Origin of the sequence: Kaistella yonginensis, from assembly GCF_030409525.1 — a bacterium.
In the GTDB taxonomy this organism is placed as follows: Bacteria; Bacteroidota; Bacteroidia; order Flavobacteriales; family Weeksellaceae; genus Kaistella; species Kaistella yonginensis.
In genome coordinates, this window is sequence record NZ_JAUFQB010000040.1 from 1 (window position 1) to 5,612 (window position 5,612).

At 31.1% G+C, this 5,612-nt stretch carries 4 protein-coding genes; 1 reads left to right on the forward strand and 3 read right to left on the reverse strand.

Annotated elements, in window-relative coordinates; translation table 11 throughout:
* Window positions 1–79: 79 nt before the first annotated feature.
* The 3 genes from QWY78_RS09335 to QWY78_RS09345 form a co-directional block, all read right to left on the reverse strand.
* Window positions 80–961 carry a proline and serine-rich protein 1 family protein gene (locus tag QWY78_RS09335; protein WP_290219137.1) on the reverse strand — a complete coding sequence of 294 codons (882 nt, stop codon included), beginning with the start codon at window positions 959–961 and terminating at the stop codon, window positions 80–82.
* Window positions 962–1,399: 438 nt separating this feature from the next.
* The gene (lpdA, locus tag QWY78_RS09340) at window positions 1,400–2,803 is read right to left on the reverse strand and encodes a dihydrolipoyl dehydrogenase (RefSeq protein WP_290219141.1); all 1,404 of its coding nucleotides are present in this window, start codon (window positions 2,801–2,803) and stop codon (window positions 1,400–1,402) included.
* A 133-nt stretch (window positions 2,804–2,936) separates the two neighbouring features.
* On the reverse strand, window positions 2,937–3,236 hold the full coding sequence (locus QWY78_RS09345) for a helix-turn-helix domain-containing protein (RefSeq protein WP_290219144.1): 300 nt from the start codon (window positions 3,234–3,236) through the stop codon (window positions 2,937–2,939).
* Window positions 3,237–3,469: 233 nt separating this feature from the next.
* Between QWY78_RS09345 and QWY78_RS09350 the strand changes: the two genes are divergently transcribed.
* Window positions 3,470–5,203, forward strand: a complete 1,734-nt coding sequence (locus tag QWY78_RS09350; protein ID WP_290219149.1) for a DUF262 domain-containing protein — start codon at window positions 3,470–3,472, stop codon at window positions 5,201–5,203.
* Window positions 5,204–5,612: the final 409 nt, after the last annotated feature.

Consider the following 5,612-nt stretch of genomic DNA (forward strand, 5'->3'; position numbering starts at 1 on the left):
TCACTTCCTTTACAATGATACAGTATCTGAATTTTTTCGTTTTTAAAAGAAGTATAAATAAAACAAAAATTAATTTATGCTAAATGCACAACAGGTTTAATTTATTCTTTGAAGTATCAAAGGTAAATGCCTCGAAAACCAAATGGTAGTTTTGGCGGTCGACACATTTTGTATAAAGAAGCTTGGCAATTTCAAGTTTATTATTGTCAAAATCCATGGTATTAAGCATGTTATAAATTTGCTGTGACGTGAAGTTTGCATTTTGGCTAACCATTGAAATCATGCCCATTCTATCTTTATCAAAACTCGCATTTTTTTTAAGAGACGACATAAAACTGTTGAAGTCTTGGGTGTTCATCATCGTTCCATACGCATATCCGCTGCTAGAGTTTCCGTTCCAATTGCTGTTTTGATTTCCATAAGGGTTGTTCCAGATATCATCCCATTCATTGATTCCATAAGCATTATTTTGCACTGGATAACTTCCTAAAAGATACATTCCATAATCTGGAAAGAAATCTAAAACCAGACGTGTGTAAGATTTCAGTCTAAGATTCGTTCTATAAATCAAAAAATTATTCTCATAAATCGCGATGGGTACCGTTCCGAATTTCAAATCGAAAAACCTGAATTTTCCCGTTGGATTACTCATCACTTGATCGCCAATTTCTACGGTGTAATATCCGTTCTGTGGAATTCTTAGAAACACCTCGGCATTTCCGTAATTATAATTCCAGCGATAATTGGTGGTATTCCCTTTTGGATTATTGCTTTTCGGCGGAGTTCGGTAGTTTGAATTATCCAATACTTTGTCACCGCCTCTTCCAGTGCCATCGTTGCGTTGTGTTTGCTTTTCGTTGGTTCTCGCTTCATTTTTCAACAGTTCTCCTGCTCTTCCAGCCTCCTGGGAAAAACCCATAAAACTCACTAAGAACAGACAAGTAGTAAAAATATTTTTCATAATACTTAATTTTTGATTGTTTTTGAAAACACACTACAAGCATGCCAAAAAGGTTTAAAATTCTAAGATAGTAAAGAATAAATGTAAAAAATAAAATTATTTCAAATAATAATAAAATATATTTAACCTTGTCAAAAAAACATAATCAAAGGGATCTACGGCCTCGAAAATCATTTGCAAGAATACACGAGTTTATTTTTACACCTATTTTACGCTGATTACCTATTTTGAAATCGTTCAAATAATCGTTCTATCCAATCAACAAAAGGACATTACTAAAAAAAAGAAAGATTCGTGAATTCGTGACTTAAAAGCCTACCATCAAAAAAAAAGAGAAGCCGAAACTTCTCTTTAATTATTTTCTTTTCGGACAAGTCTATATTTTTCCCTACTTGAATCTTTTTACTTGGCTCTTGGACAAGTCTCGACTTGTCCCTACTAAAAATGAATCGCAATCTTCCCAGTCGCATCCAAAGCCGCTTCTTTCACTGCTTCTGCGTAGGTTGGATGTGCGTGAGACATTCTAGAAATATCTTCTGCACTTGCACGGAATTCCATGGCAACAACTGCTTCCGCAATTAAATCTGCTGCTCTTGCTCCGATCATGTGCATTCCTAAAATTTCGTCGGTTTTTGCATCAGCGATTATTTTCACAAATCCATCAACATCACCTGAAGCACGGCTTCTTCCCAAAGCACGCATCGGGAAATTACCGATTTTTATTTCTACACCTTCTGCTTTCAATTGCTCTTCCGTTTTTCCAACAGCCGCAACTTCTGGCCAAGTGTAAACTACGCCCGGAATTAAATTATAATTGATGTGTGGTTTTTGACCAGCCAATTGTTCTGCAACCAAAACACCTTCTTCAGACGCTTTGTGAGCGAGCATTGCACCTGCAACTACATCACCGATGGCGTAAATATTAGAAACATTGGTTTGCAGATGGTCGTTGGTTTTCACTCTTCCTCTTTCGTCCAAATCTACACCTGCTTTTTCCAAGCCAAGTCCCTCTGTGTAAGGTTTTCTACCTACAGAAACCAAAACATAATCTCCTTCAAAAACAACTTCTTCGCCTTTTTTATCTTTCGCAGTAACTTTCACCGTATCTCCGTTTCTTTCCACAGATTGAACTCCGGTAGAAAGGTTGAATTTCATTCCTTGTTTTCTTAAAACTTTGTTCAATTCTTTGGATAATGAACCGTCCATTGTTGGGATTATTTTATCCATAAATTCTACAACAGTAACATCTGAACCCAATCTTTTATAAACTGAACCCAATTCCAAACCGATAACTCCACCTCCAATTACGATCAAATGTTTCGGGATTTCCTTTAATTCTAATGCTTCCGTAGAAGTTATGATTCTTTCTTTATCTAAATTAATGAAAGGCAAATTGCTTGGTTTAGAACCAGTTGCGATAATGATGTATTTAGAATCCAACAATTCTGTAGAACCGTCGTTTTTAGTAACTTTCACTTGGGTAGAAGATTCAAAACTTCCAACACCTTCAAAAACGGTAATTTTATTTTTATCCATCAAAAACTGAATCCCTTTCGTCGTTTGATCTACCACTTCATTTTTTCTCGCGATCATTCTGCCCAAATCTGCGACAGGATCATTGATGATAATTCCGTGATCTGCAAACGAATGTTTGGCGTTATAAAAATGTTCCGAAGAATCCAAAAGTGCTTTACTCGGGATACAACCCACGTTCAGGCAAGTTCCGCCCATCGTAGGATATTTCTCAATAATTGCAGTTTTAAAACCCAATTGTGCGCATCTAATTGCAGCAACATAACCTCCAGGACCGGAACCGATTACGGTAACATCAAATTGACTCATATTTTAATTTTTGATTGTATTAATTTTAAAATCATTCAAAATAGTAGAAACCTTGAAAAATTCAACTTTGCAAATTTACGAATTATTTTCAGCGCTGAAAAATTGAATTTAGGTTGAGTGTAGTTTTTCTGTTTTACAAAAAAGTTAAACCAATTTTCCGATTCAATCCCACTTCAAAAAGGCGAAACAAAGTAGAAAGTTGAATATTTCCTTTGCCATTTTCAATTTTTGAAATATAACTTTTTTTGGTTCCGGTTTTTTCAGCCAATTGTTCTTGCGTCATATTTGCTTCTTTCCTTGCTTCTTTCAGCATTTCGCTGATGACGAACATTTGTGCACTTTCTTCGTATTTCGCTCTACTTTCTATACCAATTTTCCCGTGTTCTAAATCGATGAGTTGGTCAAAATTTTTGATGTTTTTATAGGGATCCATAGCGTAAAGTTAATTTAAAAGATAACTTTATGCAAATTATTATGAATGAATTTTTGTTCAATTATTTTTTTGGAGCCAGGAACCTGCTTTCCGCTGTATCTTTTTCGCCACTTCGTTCTGCAAAAGGATGCCGCTGCAATCAGGACTATAAGATTGGGTTTTGAAAGAAAGTTTAAAGAAAATTAAAAAGGAAATATTTGTATATTTGGGAATTAGGGCTAAAAATTAAAAGTATGAAATTTGATTCAGTTGAAAAATTTTTAAATTATGGTATTTTCACAATACCAGCATATCAAAGAGGTTATTCTTGGGGAAAGGAACAATTGGATGATTTACTTTATGATTTGTATGATGTTGAATTTATAAAAGAGCATTATGCAGGAACTATAACTTTGATAAAAGCAGGTCAAGAGAAGATTGGTATCACAGATTTAACAAAATATGATATTGTTGATGGACAGCAAAGATTAACAACATTTCATTTATTATTGATAACAATTTATCATAGAATTAGTGAAATAAACGCACTTGAAGCAGACGACGTCATAATAAAAAGTGTTATAAATAAAGGAAAATCATTACTACGTTTAAATAACAAGAACAATCAAGACTTTTTCTTTGACTTATTAAATGAACTTGATATAAATAATATCAAAAAATTTCAACCTACAACTAAAACTCAAAAGAATCTCTTATATGCACGAATACATTTTCACACTTACTTACAAAGATATACCTCTATAAATAAATTAATTAAAATTTATAACAATCTGCTGTCAAAATTTAAAGTAAATGTTTTTGAACTTGAAGAAGAATCTGAAGTAGGTTTAATTTTTGAAACAATGAATGATCGTGGATTACCACTTTCAGATATGGATAAAGTTAAAAATTATCTCATTTATTTAACACATAGATTAAATGAAAAGATAGTTGCAAAAGAAATAAATAAAAAATTTGGGGACATTTTTTCTGAACTAATGAGTATTGAAAATCATTCGATAACAAGAATGGAAAATCAATTCTTAAAACATTGTTATATTGTATATAGTGGCGATAATAAAGATTTAGCAGATATTCCAAAAAAAATAAAACTTAATTTAATAAAACAAAGACAAATTTTTGCAAATAAAAATTTATTTGATAATGATACATCGCAACGTGACAAAAAAATAAAAGAAATAAAAGATTTTAATAATTTTTTATACAAAAGTTCTTTCCATTATTCCTCTATTTTAAATCAAAGTTTTGAAAATGTTAATGTAAATAATTCATTCTTCCGGTTAGAAACATTAGGAAAAATAGAAACCTTTCTTCCACTTTACATAGCAATTTTAAATAATAAAAAATTTAAACCCGATTTTCTTATTTCCATAAATGAAATTTTAGAGGCTTTTACAATTCGTGTTTTTATTTTCGGAAATAAAAAAGGAAATACGGGTAATTCTGCATTATTTGATTTAGCATTTAAAGTTTTTGCAAATAAGATTAATTATACAGAACTTAAAAAAGAACTTCGCAATCTCATAGAAAAAAATAGCAATAATTTAGATTTAAGAAAATCAATAATAAATACAGGTGTTTATAACAGTATTTCGACTTCTGCTTTGAAATTAGTACTTCTCGATTACGAATTCTATTTACAAAATGAGGCACAAACGAAGTTTGAAATCGGTACGGTTGAAGAACTTATAAATAACAATAAAATTACCATTGAACACATTGCACCTCAAAATCAATTACCCGGAGTAAAATCAATGGAGAATATTAATTTATTGGGTAATTTAGTTTTAACTTTTGACAATGGTCCCTTAAATAACAGAACATTTCTATCGAAAAAAGAAACTTATTTAAAATCAAATCTAATATCAGAAAGAGAATTAGGAGAATATCAAGAATGGTCTGATAAAACTATATTAGAAAGGGGTAAAAAAATTCAAAGATTCATAATGGATAAATGGAAATCATAAAAAAATTACAAATAACAAATCTATTAAAATTTACTGATGACAAATGTTTTTTTGAAAAAAATATACGAAATAACTGAAAGTACTATTGTAAAAATTAACGAAGGTAATATAGCAAACTTTGAAAGAAGTGATAGAATAATAACTTGGATTGTTGGCTTTTCAATTGGAATTTTCGCTTTAGTTTTTCCGAAAGACTTAATAGGAAGTTTTAGTAAAGTAGATAATTTTACTCTTTCAATTTTAAATTCTTCTTTATATGTTATAATATTCGGATTACTATATCGAATTTTTTCTTATATAACGCTGGTAGTGTCCCACTAACTGTGTAAGTTGAAAAGTTATTCTGAAAAATTTTGAGCCCTTAAAGCTCAAAAAAATTTTTCGGAAATAACTTTTTTACTATTTTTAA